A 15,180-nucleotide genomic window follows, 5' to 3' on the forward strand; every position below is an offset into this window, starting at 1 on the left:
TCAGATCATGATGTGGGCGCAGCGTTTTCGCTGCGCCCCTTTTTGTTGTCAGTGCGCATGTCAGGCACACCAAATATCCGCAGGTGGACCATCAGAAGAGCCGGCAGCATGAAGACCAGAAGGAAGGTCCCGATCAGGATGCCGAAGCCAAGCGAAATTGCTGTCGGGATCAGGAACTGGGCCTGAATGCTCGTCTCAAGAATGATTGGCGTCACACCCAGGAAGGTCGTGAGCGTCGTTAGCAGGATGGCCCTGAATCGATCCAGCATTGCCGACACGACAGCCTCTACGGGCGCTTCGCCATTTTCGAGCCGCTCATTCAGGAAGTCTGTCACCATCAGGGACGCGTTGATGATGACGCCTGAGAGACCGATGATACCGAAGAAGGACAGGAGTGTCAGATCTGCGCCCAGCAGGCCATGGCCGATCAGGGCACCGACATAGCCAAACGGGATCGCGCCCATGATGACGAGTGGCTGGCTATATGACCGGAAATTGAGCGCCAGCAAGCTGTAGATCACGATGAGTGCCAGCATGAAGTTACGAGCCAGAACGGGCTGCGCTTCTGCCTGATCCTCCTGATCGCCAGAAACCTGCATGGTGAGGTTTTCGTACTCCTGCTGGAGCTCTGGCAAGGCCTGCTCGAACATGTAGGCGGAAACCGTGTCTGCCGTTGCGATATCCTCATCAACAAACGCATTCAGTGAGTAGATCCGACGTCCATTCACGCGGTTGATAGAAGCAGGCGCTGGCGCAATTGTCAGATCGGCGAGTGCATCCATGGGGATGTACCCGTCTCTGACTTTTACCCGCAGGCTCTTCAGTGTCTCGAGCGAGGCCCGTTCGTTCTCTGGAAGACGCACGCGAACTGGAATTTCCTCCCGGTCACGCTGAATACGGACAGCCTCAGCGCCAAAAAATGCCGCGCGGACCTCTCTGGCGAGGTCGTTCTGCGTCAGGCCGTAATTGCGTGCGAGCGGCTTTAGCTGGATGCGGACTTCCTCTGTCGTACGGAAGCGGTCGTCACGCACATCGTATACGCCGGGACGGCTCTCCAGCGCGCGCCGAAGCTCCAGTACTGCTTCGCGTGTTTTCTCATCCGTTCGCGCAGATATCTGAAGCTGTATAGGCGCGCCGGGGCTGACAAGGTCAGATGTGAAGGTCAGCTTTTCGGCACCTGGTATGCGACCAACCCGGTCACGCCAGGCACGCTCGAAATCGCGCGCAGCAAAATCGCGGCTGCTGGACTCCTTGAGTTGTGCGACGACAAAGGCACGGTTTCCAGAAGCAGCCCCTGCCCCCCCGCCGGTCGCGTTTGCTTCGTTCCCACCAAGCGGTTCTGCGATCTGCCAGAGAACGCCGAGCAAACCATCCTCCGCCCCGATAACATCCTTCATGGCGGCAGAAGCGGCCTCTTCGATCTGCATTGCAAATCGGCGCGTTTGCTCTTCCGAACTGCCCTCCGCAAGCTCAAGTTCTGCGGTGACGTAGTCACCCTCCACGGCCGGAAAGAAGATGAATTTGACATAGCCGCTGGCCGTCAGCGCCTGCGTGGCGAACAGGATGCCGAACCCCATCATCAGAACCATGGCCGGGCGCAGCACCACGAACTGGATCGCTTTCTTGAGCGGACCGGCAGAAAACTTGCGCAGCGCTCCGGCAACGCGGTCACGAACCGGGTCAGCAAGGCGCCGGGGAGAGTAACGGCCCGGCGGCTCATCACTGAGGTGAGAGAGGTGACGCGGCAGGACGAAGAGGCTTTCCACCAGCGAAATGAACAGCAGCACAATCACGACAGCCGATACCTGGCCGAGAAACTGACCGAAAAGCCCCGGCACGAGCAGGATCGGGACAAAGGCCGTCATGGTCGTGGAAACCGAGAACAATACGGGCCGCGCGACACGCGTCACGCCGAGCCGCGCCGCCTCCATTTGCCCTGCCCCGGCGCGCCAGTTGGCATGGATGTTTTCACCCACCACGATTGCGTCATCGACAATTATACCGATGGCCAGAATGAAGCCGAAAAGCGAGAGCTGGTTGATGGTGATGCCGAAGATGAGCATCGGGAAAAACGCCCCGACGAAACTGACGCCCACCCCAAGCGCCACCCAGAACGCGATCCGGATATCGAGAAACAGAAGCAGCAACAGCGTTACCAGGATTAGACCGAGCACCGCATTTCGCACCAGAAGGTCAATTCGCGAGCGAAGGTTTACCGCCTCATCTCGCCAGAGAACATACTGCACGTTCCCGGGCAGCGCGGCGTCAATTTCCGTTTCGATATAGTTGCGGACGATGCGCGCATTATCGAGCGTCTTCTCGCGTCCAACACGGAAGACGGAGACAGTAACGGCAGGCTCTCCGGCATAATTCGCCTCGACCGGATCGTCTGACAGACCATCATGGATGACTGCGATGTCTGAGAGATAGATGGGGCCGCCATTGACCCCTGCGCCCACCACAATGTTCTCAAACTCCGCGCCCGTGCGGCGTTCTCCAACTGCTCGCACCCTCAGAAGTTGACGATCGTTTTCGATCTCGCCCGCCGAAAGGTCGACGCTTTGCTGGGAGATGATCTGGGCAATCGACGTCAGGCTGAGATTTCGCGCGCGAAGCTCTTCCTCAGGTATGGCGATTTCGATCAGGTAATCTGCGACGCCGCCAATCTCGACGAGGGAGAGACCATCCTTCGCGGCGAGTTCGCGCCTGACCCGGTCGGCAGCCTGCTTAAGTGTCTGGCGATCAACTTCACCGTGCAGAATGATCTGAGAGACAAGCTCATCCGGCTCAACCTCGCTTATTTGCGGGGCTTCTGCAGCTTGCGGAAAAACAGTGATGCGCCCGATCTCGTTCTTCACCTCATCGAGCATTTCCGACAAGTCCTCGCTTTCGGGAATGTCGACGACGACATTGCCAACGCCGGAAGCCGCAAGGCTTGTGATCTTGTCGATCCCCTCGAGACCTTCCAGTCTCTCTTCGATCGGTCTGACGATCGAGGTTTCGACATCTTCGGGCGTCGCGCCCGGATACGGCACGGTGATCGAAATATTATAGGTCTCGATAGGGGGAAAGACGCGCACATTGAGCGCCGACAGCGATGCAATGCCGGAGATGACAAGGAATACCATCAGGAGGTTTGCAGCCACCCGGTTGGCAAGAACGCCTTCAATCATCCGGATCAAGGCTGGGACTCCGCAAGATGCACCCGCATCCCTTCGATTTCTTCAGCGAGGACTGTCAGCATTAACCTGTCGCCGGATGACAATTGCGGTGCGCGTAGAAGAACACCGCCTTCGACGCGATCGACAGTCTCGACATCAATACGGCGCAGTTGTTCATTGCCGGTAACGACCCACACGAAGGCGTCCTGTCGGACGGCGCCGTCCGGTACGCGCCACATCGGTGTATCTGAACGGCCCTCGATCAGCAGGTCCATATAATCACCTGCGAAGATGTCTCCCTGGTTCTCTGGTGCAAAGGCATCGGGGAACACGGCAATCACCGTCGCGGTGCGCGACTGCTGGTCTATTTCTGGTGAGAATTCAGCGAGGTAGCCCTCTATATCTGTGGCACCAAGTGAACTTGAGTTTGTCACTGCCCTAACCGGCAGACGCCCGTCTTCCCGCGCTGCCAATGCACCGCGCACAGCCCTGACATCCTTGGCAGGCAAGCCAGCCTGTATCTCGCCCTCGCCGGCGCTAATCAGTCTGGCGAGGGGCTGGCCCGGCGAGACAAAAGTGCCTGGCGCGACCGTTTCAGATACAACAATGGCATCAAATGGGGATTCAATCGCGGATTTCTGTAGGTTCCGGCGCGCGATTGCGAGCTGTGACCGAGCCTGCCTGACACCTGCTTCGGCGTCTTCGTAGGCAGCGATAGCCTGCTCAGCGGCCTTTTCAGGCGATGCACCGATATCTGCCAAATTGATCTGTCGATCACGCTCTGCTTCGGCCTGGCTTCGGCGCGCTTCCGCCGTGGCGAGCTGCGCCTGTGCTCGCTCCAGATTGGCGCGAAGATCGCCATCATCAATCTGCAGGATCGTTTCACCCTTACCGATCCGCCCTCCGGCCTGAAGATCCGGATTGATGTTTGTTACTTTGCCCGACACTTCACCGACGAGGTCAAGTCGCTCCCGTGGCTGGATGCGACCCGGAGCCCTCACGACGAACGTTGAGCCAGCCTGCTCAGCCTGAACTGTCTCCACGTAGGGAATGCTGTCTTCCCGCGCGACCGCGCCTTCTTGAGGAGCGTTCGCGGCGCCTGCCAATGTCATGATTACAAAGCCAAGAACGAGTACTCCAAGGCCAGCGATAATCCATATCCAGCTCGGGCGTTTGCTGGATTCCTGTGATCGATATTCATCAGACATGGAGGTTTTGATCTCGCTGGGGCATTAGGTGTCTTGTTCGATTGGATATAGATCGACAGGGTAAGGGCAAGATGTCAGCCAACCGCAGAACAGTGATCATGAAAAACCTGCTTCAGATGTCGGCGGTTGCCGCTTGCGTACTCTCCCTCTCCGCATGCCTGACCGTTGGATCCGAATATGAACCACCAGAGACAGAAGTCTATCAGGATAGTTGGATCGCCGGAGAATTGGCCGTTCTTGCGCCCGGCGAGGTCCCACGTTCAGACTGGTGGACCTCATTCGACGATGCTCTGCTGACCGCGCTGATCGAGGATGCAAGAGCGCGCAATCCCAGCATCGATGAGGCGGCGGCGAACGTTGCAAATGCTCAGGCAGCTCTCGGTGCGGCGAGAGCTGCCAGGCTGCCAATGGGCGCGCTTAATGCATCTGTGGTGCGCCAGAAACAGTCCGCGGCGAGCCTGGGCGCCAATGTACCGTTCGAGTTTGAAGCGCAGACGCTGTATTCGGCGGGCAGCGAACTAAGCTGGCAGGCTGACCTGTTTGGTCGCACTGCGAATAGTATCGCACAGGCCGATGCCGCGCTCGGTGGCCGAGAGGCGATTGCAGCCGACGCGGCACGCGCCATTCTCGCGGAAACGGCTCGGGCCTACCTCACCCTTCGAGAGCTCGACGCCCGCATTCTGGTGAATGACAGCAATGTTGAGCGTCAGGAAGATGTTCTTGCCCTGACGGTGCGCCTCCGCGAAGCAGGCGAGGTGGCGGACATCGATGTAGAACGCCAGACCAATCTCGTTCAGACAACGAAAGCAGCGATCAGCGCGCTGAAAGCTGCCCGCGCGCAAACCGTCACGGGACTCGCCCGTCTGACAGGCCGCACGCTGCCTGACTTCTACGAAGCATACCCAGCACTTCAGCCAGGTGGCACCGAAACACTCGACGCGGTTCAGGCTTTTGGGCCTATAGAAATCGGAGAACCAAAAGACCTGCTTCGTCGACGGCCAGACATTCGCGCCGCTGAACGCCAGCTGGCGGCTGCCACCTACAGGGTCGGCATCGAAACAGCTGATCTCTATCCCAGCCTGAAGGTTTCGGGGCAAGCGAACTATCAGGCCGGAGAAGTCGGAGAGCTCTTCAGCGCTGACGCCCTCGGCTATAACTTCGGTCCGCGGCTGAGCTGGGGCATTTTCAATCTGCCGCTTACCCGCGCGCAGATTGAACAGGCCGAGGCGGATGTGGAAGCTGCGCGCGCAAACTTCGAAGGTACTGTCCTCGATGCACTTACCGAAGCAGATGCTGCGCTGCTTGCCTACAACTATGCGGTTGAGGAAACCGCCTTCCGCACAGGCGCCTTCAACGCAGCAAAGCGGGCCCGCGACCTCACCGAGATCCGTTATCGCGAAGGCGCTGAAAGCCTGCTCAGTCTCATAGACGCTCAACGCCAGACGCTATCGGCCGAGGATGCGGAAATCCAGGCACGCTATGAGGCGCTTCGCCGCCGGGTCGGTATCTACGCTGCCTTCGGAGGCTGACGCCGCGTCCGGTGTTTTCGAGTCTGCAACTCAGTGTAAGAGTGGCGAAAACAGCGAACACAGGGCGGAAAATGTATTACGCGGAACTGAAGCGGGCCAATAATGAGCTCACCGGCCCCGGCGGCGACTTCGAGATTGTCGAGCAGGAAATCCTTGGCAACAGGATCCGGGCCTGGAAAAACGCACCGCCCAGCGTGCGCGAAGTCTGGCTTGCGACGCTTGAATTCGCTGACCGCGATTATCTTGTCTACCATGATGAGAAGCTCACCTACGGCGAGACACACGCACTCACCAACTCAGTTGCGAACTGGCTATTTCAGCAGGGCGTCAAACCCGGAGACCGCGTCGCGATCTCTATGCGCAATTACCCCGAGTGGATGATCATCTACTGGGCTTGTTGCGCCGTCGGCATCACTGTCGTTGGGATGAACGCCTGGTGGACAGCCGAAGAAATGGCCTACGCGCTGGAAGATTCCGATCCGGCTATCCTGTTTCTCGATGCTGAGCGCCTCGCCCGCGTCCGTCAGAAGCCAGACATGGTGAAAGGCACAAAACTCGTCGGTGTACGCCTTGATGACGTGCCTGAAGATGTCATCGACTGGAAAGATGTAATTGCAACAGGCGGCGACCTGCCAGATATCGCCGTCGATCCTGATAGCGATGCCTGCATTTTCTACACGTCCGGCACGACCGGCTTTCCGAAAGGCGCCCAGCTTACCCATCGCGGCTGTGTGTCGAACCTTTTCAACATGCTCTATGCACGCGCATCATCAGCGCTTGCGGTCATGTATGCGACGGGTGAAGTGCCGCCCGATCCGGCACCTGTCCCCGTCACGCTGATCAATACGCCGCTCTTCCACGTGACGGCGAACAATTGCGCGGCCTATGCCGTGACCGCCGCTGGCGGGACTATGGTGCTGATGTACAAATGGGAGGCGGGCGAAGCGCTGCGCCTTATCGAAAAGCATCGCGTAATGACAGTGAGCGGCGTGCCCGTCATGGCGCGCGAGCTGATCAACCATCCTGACTTCGAGAAGACAGACACGTCGAGCCTCCTGGCGCTTGGCGGGGGCGGTGCGCAGGTGCCCCCGGACCTTGTTCTGGCCATCGAGGAGAAAGTGTCCACTGCGCGGCCGAACACCGGATATGGCATGACGGAAACCTGCGGGATCATCACCTCCGTCGCTGCCGATTTCTATGTCGACAGGCCAGATAGCGTTGGCCCGGCCATGCCGAGCTATGAGGCCAAATGCGTCGATCCCGACGGCAATGATGTGCCATTGGGCGAGCGCGGTGAGCTTTGGGTGCGTGGCTCATCGGTCATCAAAGGATATATCAACCGCCCTGACGCGACTGCTGAATCCATTACAGATGGCGGTTGGCTGCACACCGGCGACATCGCCAAGATCGATGAGGATGGCTTCATCTATATCGTCGACCGCAAGAAGGACATGGTTCTGCGAGGCGGCGAGAACATCTACTGCGCCGAAGTTGAGGCCGCGCTCTATCGTCACAATGACGTTGCAGAATGCTCGGTATTCGGCATTCCCGATGAGCGGCTGGGCGAGGAAGTCGGCGCAGCGATTGTCGCAAAACCAGGCAAGCAGGTCAGCGAAGACACGATCCGCGAACATTGCGGAGCTATCATGGCGAAGCATAAAGTGCCCCGCTACATCTGGATCCTGGATGAGCCCCTGCCCCGTAATGCGAGCGGCAAATTCCTCAAACGCGAGCTTCGCGACCGGCTTAGCGCCAAGGTCTGAGTTATTTGACCAGGCCGGACCTTCCAGGTCCGGCCAGTCTATTCGTGCCCGATATATCCCAGCGTGGAGGCGCGCTGGATTGCTCTCGCCTTGCCGGCCACACCGAGCTTCGTCGCACTATTGGTGATGTGAAACCGAACGGTTGGCACTGAAATATGCATAATGGTGGCGATCTCTGCATCCGTCTTGCCGGCAGCAGCCCATTTCAGGCACTGAATTTCGCGCCGCGTCAGATAGACGGCAGGCCCCTGCGGGCCGAGGTCCCGGGCATCATGATAGGTTGCCACGAACCGGAGTGCGAGCGCGTGAAGATTTGCTGCGTTGGCAGCGAAGGTGTCGGAGAGGTCGATTTTCTCGTCTGATGCCCAAACAACCGCACCGATTGATCCGCCGGGCAGGTGCACCGGAGAAATGATGGCCGCACCGATGTTCGCCGCAGCATACTGTTCAGGCTTGGTTGCAGCGATCAGCGCCTCATTTCGGCGCCAGCTCATCACCTTGCCCCTGGAATAATAGAATGGTTCCGCACACGTCCGAGTCGCGTGGACCAAGGTGGAGCGGAGCGCGAACATCCGATCTTTCCAGTATTCGAAACTCGGATCAATCCAGCGAAAGATTGTTTCAGCGAACGGCCTGCCCGCTGTGTCGCACATGGGCAGAGGGCTGGAGATGTCCGCGCTTACGGCGTTGAATGGCAGCCCTATCTGCTTGCCGGCTTCGGCAACGGATCTGGCAAGCTTGAGCACATCGTCTTCAAGCGACTGGGAGGAGCAATTTTTGGGCATGATCTGACCTATTATTAGTATTAGCTTGTCGCTCACCGAATGAGTCTGCAAGCTTGCCGCAGAGACAGGTCGACACCTGCAAACAGAAGAGAAGGGTACGAGGGATGAAGCTGGCACTGGAAAAGAAACACGAGCTATTTCGTGAAGAAGTCCGCACCTTTCTTGCTGAAAAGCTTCCACCAGAGCTCGCCGAGGCGGGCCGCCTGACCACGAGTTCATTCAGCGAACCCCAGCATAACCTGCCATGGCTCAAAATCCTGAATGAGAAGGGCTGGGCGGCGCCGCATTGGCCGAAAGAATATGGTGGCCCCGGTTGGGACGAGATGCAGAAGTACATCTTCGCATCCGAGTGCGCCAAGGCGGGCACACCGCCCCTCTCTCCGATGGGCCTGCAAATGGTCGGGCCCTGCATCATGGGCTACGGCACCGAAGAGCAGAAAGCCTACTACCTCCCCCGCATCCTGAATGGTGAGGATTATTGGTGCCAGGGCTACTCAGAGCCAGGTTCAGGGTCTGACCTTGCGAGCCTGCAGATGCGCGCCGTCTCCGACGGCGATGACTATGTCCTCAACGGTTCGAAAATCTGGACGACGCAAGCCCACCACGCCAACAAGATGTTCTGCCTCGTCCGGACGTCGACAGACGGTAAGCCGCAACAGGGCATCACCTTCCTCCTGCTGGACATGAATACGCCGGGTATTCGAGTCGAACCCATTATTACCATCGCTGGTGAGCATGAAGTGAACCAGGTTTTCTTCGATGATGTCCGCGTGCCTAAATCCGGGCGTCTTGGCGAAGAAAATGACGGATGGACAGTTGCGAAGTACCTTCTTGAGTTTGAACGTGGCGGTGGCTCATCAGCCGGAATCGAAGCGGCCCTCGAACGCGTCCGTGTGATGGCCCATGCCGAGGCCGGTACGGATGGAAAGCCGCTTGCGAGCGATCCGGCGTTCAAGCGCCGTTTCTCCGATACCAAAATTGCGCTGGAAGCCATCACCGTCACCGAGCAGCGGGTCGCCTCTGCGCTCGCAGGGGGCCAAAATCCAGGCGCAGCCTCATCGATGCTCAAGACAGCCCGAACCGAGATGATGCAGAGAATTGATACGCTCGGCATTGAGGCGGCCGGTTTCTACGGCAATGTCGACCAGATGGCAGCACGTCAGCCCGGCTCAAATGTTGAACCTGTCGGGCCTGCGCATAGCCTGACAGCCATGCCGCGTTATCTCAACAATCGCGCCGCTTCCATTTATGGCGGTTCGAACGAAGTGCAGAGGAACGTCATGGCGAAGCTGCTTCTGAACCTTTAGGGCGTGTTGCAGATTTGCATCCCCTGTCACTTTCGATAGCTTGTTTGGGAATGGCAGTTTGACGACCCTCTCTGGGTAAAAACAACCGGTCAGAAGCCGGAATCCCAGGGAGGAAAATTTGATCCAACGAGCAACCTTACGCCACACCCTCATCTCGAGCACAGCCATCGCGCTCGAGCGGGTCTGTCACCAGCCTTTGCGCAGGACACTGCGACCGATGAGGCGGTAACGACCACACAGCCTGCGCCGGAGGAATCGCAGCGCCGCCTCACCTCCATCCAGGTGACGGCGCAGCGGCGCGAAGAATCTGTGCTCGATGTTCCGATGTCGATCCAGGCGTTTGGCGAAGACCAGATTGAAGACCTTCGGGTCGACAGCGTCGATGACCTGCAATCGGTTATCCCGAGTTTCTCTGTCTCCCAATCCTATCAGGGCGTGCCGACCTACACGCTTCGCGGCATTGGTTTTAACACGATCAATGTGTCGGCGACCTCCACCGTTGGTACCTATGTCGACGAAGTCGCCTATCCGTTTCCGTTCATGAACTCCGGCCCGGTCTTCGACGTGAACCGCGTCGAAGTTCTCAAAGGTCCGCAAGGCACCCTCTTCGGTCGCAACACCACGGCTGGCCTGATCAACGTCGTCACCAACAAGCCGTCCGATGAGTTTGAAGCCTTTGCTGTGGCCGATGTCGGCAATTACGAGACCTTCAACTATGAAGGCATGATCAACCTGCCAATCGCTGACACGCTCCAGTTCCGTCTGGCCGCCCGTCAGGAAACGAGCGACGAGGGCTGGCAGCGTTCGGACACTCGCCCGAATGAAGAGCGCGGCAAGATCGACAAGCTAGGCTTCCGCGCCGCTCTCGCCTGGCAGCCTACGAGCAATCTCGATGTGGACCTTTCATGGAATGGCTGGACGAACCAGTCCGACACGATTGGCGGCCAGGCTATCGGTCTGACCCCGGCCACCAATCCCTTCAGCCCGTTTGCAGGTGGCGGCGCGGGTGCGAACGCCCCTGGCGTAGTCGACTATGTGCTGAACAATAATCCAACCTCTGCCGAGCAGGCGGACTGGGCCCCGCTTGGTGCCCGCGCCAATAGCGAGTTTGGTATCTCCGGTCTCAATGGGCCGCTTGAGGAAGACTCGACCTTCAATGCCTACAAACTTGGCATCGACTGGGGTCTTGATAACGGCATGCGCATCGTTTCGCTGACCGGATACAATGAACTGGAACGTGAAGCACTTCTGGACTGGTCCGGCGCGCCTGCTGCGGTCCTGCTGCAGGACATCGAAGCTGAAATCGAATCGTTCAGCCAGGAAATCCGCCTCGAAGGATCGAACGGAATCGCGGACTGGATGGTGGGCGCATACTACTCCAAGGACGAAATCACCGACTCGAACCAGACTCTGTTGCGGGATAACGCCAACAGTAACTTCATCAGTTCTGTTGCGACAGGCCTCGCCTACGATACAGAGAACACGCTGCGGCTTCTCAACCCTGCCCTTATTCAGCTTGAACAGGCAAACCCTGCGGCCTATGCGGCAGCGATTGCGCAACAGACTGCGTTTATAAACTCCCTCAACGTTGATCCGGAAACTGGCCTGCCATACTCGCCGGGCGAAATCCTTGGCTCGTTCCAGAAGTACCGCGACATCGGCCAGTTCGAGTCGACGAGTGCGAGCATTTTCGCCAATGCCAACTGGCGCCTGACCAATGAGTGGGAGCTCATTACCGGCATCCGCTACACAGAGGATGAGCAGGACTATATCGGCTGCTCCGCTGATATTGACGGCTCAATGCAGCCGAACGTGAATATCTTCAACCGGTTCTTCTTTGTCGGTTTCTATCCGGATGTGAACACGCCGCCAGCGCCGCTGCTGGAGAATGGCTGTAACACCTACAGCAACATCCAGAACACTTTCGGCCCGGTCGACTCAAATGTGAAAGAAGACAATGTCTCCTGGCGCGTCGTGGCAAACTACACGCCAGAGCGTTTTGAGGACCTCCTGCTCTTCGCGTCTGTTTCGAAAGGCTACAAGTCGGCTGCGACGCCTGTAAACGCCGCCTCCAAGGCAGAGCAGAACTTTCCTGCCACGCAGGAGAGCCTGCTGGCCTATGAAGTCGGCATGAAGGCAGGTCTTCTCGACGGCCGCATGCAGGCAAACGCTGCCCTGTTCTACTATGACTACACGGACAAGCAGGGCGCCCAGTTCTTCCCGGATCCAATCTACACGGCGCTTTCTCAGCTCCAGAACGCCCCGGAAGCTGAAGCCTATGGCCTTGATGCTGAAATCACATGGTTGCTGACAGATGATCTGACGGCAATTGGTGGCCTGACCCTACTCAACACGGAGTATGGCAGCTTCGAAACGTTCGATTTTGCGGGGCGTCCAACTAACGTCCAAGGCGACCCATTCCTGTACAGCCCCGAAACGGCGGCCAGCCTGACCTTCCTGTATGATCGTCCGCTGAATGACAGCCTCGGCTTCTCAGCGGCGCTCAACGGCCGCTGGCAGAGCGACTCTACGGCAGGCGACCCGGACAATGAGCTCTACAACATCGACTCCTATGGCGTGCTCAATGGCTCCATCGCCCTTTATTCCATCAATGATGGCTGGGAAGTCTCGCTCTGGGGCAAGAACCTCACCGACGAGTATTACTGGCAACAGATCACCTCAAATGCGAACGTGATCATGCGCTTTGCCGGCAAGCCGCGGACCTATGGTGCGAGCCTATCTTACCGGTTCTAAACCAGTAGCGTTTCAACTACTCACAAACGAGAAGTGCCGACCTCACGAGGTCGGCACTTTTGTATTGATCTAATGAAAAATGAACGCACGACGCCGGCTCAAGAGCTGACTAGCTTAATGCCTGGTCTTTTCGATAATCTCGTCGGCGCGGACGCGAACCGTCATGCTCGCGCGAATTGAATCGCTCATTTCGGAAGCAGCCTGCTCGATCGCATCGGCTTCACAGGCATTTGCAAGCAGCACGAGCGCTTCGCTCAAAAGCATCATCGATGTCGCCCGGTCACGTTCAGTTCCCGGCAGATCAACGCGATGATCTTCGAGATTAAGCAGGACGGTCTCACCGTCCATAATACAGAGCTTCATTGAACTCCCCCCTTCCCCACATGTACGCTAACCAGTGGTTTGAGGCCTTGTCCAGTCCTGTTCTCCCGTCGCGCGAAATGTCCGTGTCCGGAACAGCTCAAGTGTCGATGCTCGCTTTCATCGCTCGCGCGGCGTCGTCGCGATAATAGCGCGCGGCGAGCAAAAGGCAGATAACACTCGCCGCGTTGAATCCGAGGATCACCTTCAGCGCGCTTGCGAGCGGGCTTTCATGCCCAGTAGCGGCGAAATAATCACTGATTGTACCTGCGATCAGCGGTCCGCCGCCAATACCGATAAGGGTCAGGCAGAAAAGCGTAAACGCCGCCCCGACCGAGCGCATCCGTACGCGCACCAGTTCCTGCGTCGCTGTATAAGCGATAGACGCGTAGATAAGGCCGACTAAGCTCGGCACGATGTTCCAGACATAGGCCATCTCGACAGTACGGGCGCTCAGGAACATCCACGCGAACGGCAGCGCAATCGCACTCGTTGCGGCAATTATCCAGGGCCGCCAGCGTAAATCTTTGGTAGAGAGGCGGTCGCAGGCTGCCCCGATGATCATGGCCCCCGCACCGCCAACACCGCCAATCAGAAGACCTAGCGGCAGCGAAACATCCTGAGGCTGCAAGTCGAATGTGCGTTGCAGATAGCTGGATGTGAATGCGACGAACGCATTCGCCGAAATGCAGATGAGAAGGCAGCCGAGCAGGATCAGCATGTAGCTGCGCTGGCTCAGCATGAATTTCACCGTCTCGCCGAAACCCGGCGCGTCCTCTGTCGGCTGGCTCGCGTCGGAAAATCCACGGACTGGTTCTCTGACCGTAAACCGAACCAGAAGCGCGAGCAGAAGGCCCGGAATCCCGGCCGCGAAGAATGCCGCACGCCAGCCGAAGTGTGCGTAGACATAAGCACCGAGGATGTAGCCAATCATGATCCCGAAGCCGATACCACACGTGTATACGCCAAGTGCGAAGGCCCGTTGTTGAGGCGGATATAGGTCGGCGATCATGCTCGTGGCTGGTGGTGTGCCACCGGACTCCCCTATGCCCACCCCCATACGCGCGAAGAAAAGATGCCAGAAGTTTTGCGCAAAACCCGAAAGCGCCGTCATGCCTGACCATATGGTGAGCGCCAGAGCGATGATATTTCGCCGGTTGCCCCTATCCGCCCACATGGCAACCGGAATGCCGAGCGTTGCATAGAGGGCGGCAAACGCAAGGCCCGTGAGCCAGCCGATCTGGCCATCAGAGAAGCCGAACTCGGCTTTGATCGGCTCGATCACGGTGATGAGGATTTGCCGGTCGACATGGTTGAATGTGTAGACAAGAGTCAGGACAGCAAGCACCCAGGCTCGCCCGGGAACAGATCTGGTGCTCGGGGCGGCTGCTTGCTGGTTCATCACTTTGATTCCAATAGCTGAAGGAAGGTGGAAATGGCGCTGACGGAGGTCGGCTCATCAAGGATCGGTGTGTGACCGCGGTTCGGGATCGTCACCAATTCGCTGGCAGGATGCCTGCGCGCCATCCGCCGGGCCGTTGATTTAGAAAGAATGTCTGAGGTTTCACCGCGAAGGATCAGCAGCGGCACCGATCTAAGCGATCCGAACATTCGCCACATCGCGAACTTTGTCAGCGGCCCTGCCTTCGCCTCACCGAGCGATCGCGTGATGGCCGGGTCGTAGTCTGCGCGCACGGAGCCATCCTCTTGCTCGCGCCAGGTCCGCTTTGCAAATGCCATCCAGTCTTTACCGGTGAAGTCCGGAAAAGCGTCGGCTTGCGCGGCTTTCACCTTTTCGGCTGCTGCCTGCCATGTTGGGACTGGCTTTGGGTCCTGCGAATAGGCTGCAATGCGTGCAAGTCCCGCTGGATTTACCACGGGGCCGACATCGTTGAGAACCATGCCAGAAACGCGCTCGGGCGCAACCTTCGCCATGATCATGGCCATCAAGCCGCCCATGGAAGTTCCGATCAGCGCCATGCGGGAAAGCTGAAGCTGGTCAGCAAGCGCGAACATGTCCTGGGCGTAAATTTGCGGCGAGTAGGTGTCGGGATTTGTGGTCCAGTCGGACTGGCCCCGGCCTCGAACGTCGACTGCGATGAACCGGTAGCGATCACCGAGCCGCTCAATCATCGGCTCGAAATCCTTATGGTTGCGGGTTAGCCCATGCATGCAAAGCACGCTGAGCGGCGCATCCTCAGGGCCATAGGATTTCGCAAACAGGTCGAGACCGTCAGCAGACTTGTAATGAATATCGCTCAAAGCGCATCCCTGCCGTAAAAATCGGGGTACGGCCGGCACGAAACAGCGCCC

The 15,180-nt window shown here is 58.3% G+C and carries 10 protein-coding genes; 4 read left to right on the top strand and 6 right to left on the bottom strand.

All coding sequences use genetic code 11. The annotated features are described in order from the left end of the window. Positions 1-5: 5 nt before the first annotated feature. Both D1224_RS12765 and D1224_RS12770 read right to left on the bottom strand, forming a co-directional pair. Entirely contained in the window at positions 6-3,173 is a 3,168-nt protein-coding gene (locus tag D1224_RS12765) for an efflux RND transporter permease subunit (protein ID WP_119380346.1), read from the bottom strand. Between the two features lie 5 nt (positions 3,174-3,178). Continuing rightward, on the bottom strand, positions 3,179-4,369 hold the full coding sequence (locus tag D1224_RS12770; protein ID WP_119380347.1) for an efflux RND transporter periplasmic adaptor subunit: 1,191 nt from the start codon (positions 4,367-4,369) through the stop codon (positions 3,179-3,181). 98 nt (positions 4,370-4,467) lie between these two features. On the opposite strand from D1224_RS12770, the gene D1224_RS12775 reads away from it, so the two are divergent. Together D1224_RS12775 and D1224_RS12780 are read left to right on the top strand one after the other, a co-directional pair. After that, positions 4,468-5,898, top strand: coding sequence for a TolC family protein (locus tag D1224_RS12775; RefSeq protein ID WP_182482288.1), 1,431 nt, complete (start codon positions 4,468-4,470; stop codon positions 5,896-5,898). 71 nt (positions 5,899-5,969) lie between these two features. Beyond that, the gene (locus tag D1224_RS12780) at positions 5,970-7,661 is read left to right on the top strand and encodes a class I adenylate-forming enzyme family protein (protein WP_119380349.1); all 1,692 of its coding nucleotides are present in this window, start codon (positions 5,970-5,972) and stop codon (positions 7,659-7,661) included. A gap of 38 nt (positions 7,662-7,699) precedes the next feature. On the opposite strand, the gene D1224_RS12785 is transcribed toward D1224_RS12780, so the two are convergent. Continuing rightward, positions 7,700-8,446 (bottom strand): helix-turn-helix transcriptional regulator, encoded by a 747-nt coding sequence (locus tag D1224_RS12785; RefSeq protein WP_119380350.1) that lies wholly within the window; start codon positions 8,444-8,446, stop codon positions 7,700-7,702. 104 nt (positions 8,447-8,550) lie between these two features. Between D1224_RS12785 and D1224_RS12790 the strand changes: the two genes are divergently transcribed. Both D1224_RS12790 and D1224_RS12795 read left to right on the top strand, forming a co-directional pair. Continuing rightward, on the top strand, positions 8,551-9,753 hold the full coding sequence (locus tag D1224_RS12790) for an acyl-CoA dehydrogenase family protein (protein ID WP_119380351.1): 1,203 nt from the start codon (positions 8,551-8,553) through the stop codon (positions 9,751-9,753). Positions 9,754-10,035: 282 nt separating this feature from the next. Continuing rightward, positions 10,036-12,507 carry a TonB-dependent receptor gene (locus tag D1224_RS12795; protein ID WP_233350542.1) on the top strand — a complete coding sequence of 824 codons (2,472 nt, stop codon included), beginning with the start codon at positions 10,036-10,038 and terminating at the stop codon, positions 12,505-12,507. A gap of 114 nt (positions 12,508-12,621) precedes the next feature. On the opposite strand, the gene D1224_RS12800 is transcribed toward D1224_RS12795, so the two are convergent. The 3 genes from D1224_RS12800 to D1224_RS12810 all read right to left on the bottom strand — a co-directional run bounded on the left by D1224_RS12800 (position 12,622) and on the right by D1224_RS12810 (position 15,129). Then, a complete protein-coding gene (locus tag D1224_RS12800) occupies positions 12,622-12,870 on the bottom strand; it encodes a hypothetical protein (protein ID WP_147372393.1) in 249 nt (82 codons plus the stop codon). A gap of 97 nt (positions 12,871-12,967) precedes the next feature. Further along, a complete protein-coding gene (locus tag D1224_RS12805) occupies positions 12,968-14,269 on the bottom strand; it encodes a spinster family MFS transporter (RefSeq protein WP_119380353.1) in 1,302 nt (433 codons plus the stop codon). After that, positions 14,269-15,129 carry an alpha/beta fold hydrolase gene (locus D1224_RS12810; protein ID WP_119380354.1) on the bottom strand — a complete coding sequence of 287 codons (861 nt, stop codon included), beginning with the start codon at positions 15,127-15,129 and terminating at the stop codon, positions 14,269-14,271. Before D1224_RS12810 ends, D1224_RS12805 begins: the two co-directional genes overlap by 1 nt. Between the last annotated feature and the right edge of the window lie 51 nt (positions 15,130-15,180).

The organism is Henriciella barbarensis, assembly GCF_003576345.1.
Classification (GTDB): Bacteria; Pseudomonadota; Alphaproteobacteria; order Caulobacterales; family Hyphomonadaceae; genus Henriciella; species Henriciella barbarensis.

Bases quoted from the DNA above. Each gene is read 5' to 3' on its own strand.
- D1224_RS12790 (WP_119380351.1), top strand. From the start codon at position 8,551: ATGAAGCTGGCACTGGAAAAGAAACACGAGCTATTTCGTGAAGAAGTC.
- D1224_RS12800 (WP_147372393.1), bottom strand. From the start codon at position 12,870: ATGAAGCTCTGTATTATGGACGGTGAGACCGTCCTGCTTAATCTCGAA.
- D1224_RS12805 (WP_119380353.1), bottom strand. From the start codon at position 14,269: ATGAACCAGCAAGCAGCCGCCCCGAGCACCAGATCTGTTCCCGGGCGA.
- D1224_RS12765 (WP_119380346.1), bottom strand. From the start codon at position 3,173: ATGATTGAAGGCGTTCTTGCCAACCGGGTGGCTGCAAACCTCCTGATG.
- D1224_RS12775 (WP_182482288.1), top strand. From the start codon at position 4,468: ATGAAAAACCTGCTTCAGATGTCGGCGGTTGCCGCTTGCGTACTCTCC.
- D1224_RS12780 (WP_119380349.1), top strand. From the start codon at position 5,970: ATGTATTACGCGGAACTGAAGCGGGCCAATAATGAGCTCACCGGCCCC.
- D1224_RS12770 (WP_119380347.1), bottom strand. From the start codon at position 4,369: ATGTCTGATGAATATCGATCACAGGAATCCAGCAAACGCCCGAGCTGG.
- D1224_RS12785 (WP_119380350.1), bottom strand. From the start codon at position 8,446: ATGCCCAAAAATTGCTCCTCCCAGTCGCTTGAAGACGATGTGCTCAAG.